Source organism: Streptomyces hirsutus (genome assembly GCF_001418415.1).
Classification (GTDB): Bacteria; Actinomycetota; Actinomycetes; order Streptomycetales; family Streptomycetaceae; genus Streptomyces; species Streptomyces hirsutus.
Window position 1 is genome coordinate 1 of record NZ_LIQT01000768.1, and the last position, 1,092, is coordinate 1,092.

A 1,092-nucleotide genomic window follows, 5' to 3' on the forward strand; every position below is an offset into this window, starting at 1 on the left:
CTGTGCGGTGCCACCGTGCAGGCGGCACCCCACATCGGACACATCCGCTCGGGGCTGAACTTCGACATCATGCGCCGCTGGTTCGAGTACCGCGGTCTGCGCACGACGTTCATCCGCAATGTCACGGACATCGACGACAAGATCATCGCGAAGTCCGCGGAGCAGGGCCGCCCCTGGTGGTCCATCGGCTACGAGAACGAGCGCGCCTTCACCGACGGCTACCAGGCCCTCGGCTGCCTTCCCCCGACCTACGAGCCGCGCGCCACCGGCCACATCACCGAGATGGTCGAGATGATGCGCGGCCTCATCGAGCGCGGCCACGCCTACGAGGCCGACGGCAACGTCTACTTCGCCGTCACCTCGTTCCCCGAGTACCTGGGGCTGTCCAACCAGGAGCTCGACAATCTGCTCCAGCCCACGGGCGAGGGCGAGACCGGCAAGCGCGACCCGCGCGACTTCGCCCTGTGGAAGACGGCCAAGCCCGGCGAGCCGAGCTGGGAGTCGCCGTGGGGCCGCGGGCGTCCCGGCTGGCACCTCGAGTGCTCGGCGATGGCGCACAAATACCTCGGCACCGTCTTCGACGTCCACGGCGGCGGCCTCGACCTGATCTTCCCGCACCACGAGAACGAGATCGCCCAGGCCAAGGCCTACGGCGACGAGTTCGCCCGGTACTGGGTGCACAACGCCTGGGTCACCATGAGCGGCGAGAAGATGTCGAAGTCGCTCGGCAACTCGGTGCTCGTCAGCGAGATGGTCAAGCGCTGGCGGCCCATCGTGCTCCGCTACTACCTCGGCACCCCGCACTACCGCTCGATGATCGAGTACAGCGAGGAGGCCCTGCGCGAGGCGGAGTCCGCGTTCGCGCGGATCGAGGGCTTCATCCAGCGGGTCGGCGAGCTGACCGGCACCGCGGGCGCCGTCGAACCGGCCGCCGAGGTGCCGCCCGCCTTCGCCGAGGCCATGGACGACGACCTCGGCGTACCGCAGGCCCTGGCGGTGGTGCACACCACCGTCCGGCAGGGCAACAGCGCGCTGGCCGCCGACGACAAGGAAGCGGCCGTCGCCCGCCTCGCCGAGGTGCGCGCCATGCTC

The 1,092-nt window shown here is 69.7% G+C and carries 1 protein-coding gene; it reads left to right on the forward strand.

Annotated elements, in window-relative coordinates; genetic code table 11:
* On the forward strand, positions 1 to 1,092 hold a 1,092-nt coding region (gene cysS / locus AOK11_RS38455), incomplete at both ends, for a cysteine--tRNA ligase (RefSeq protein ID WP_055598230.1).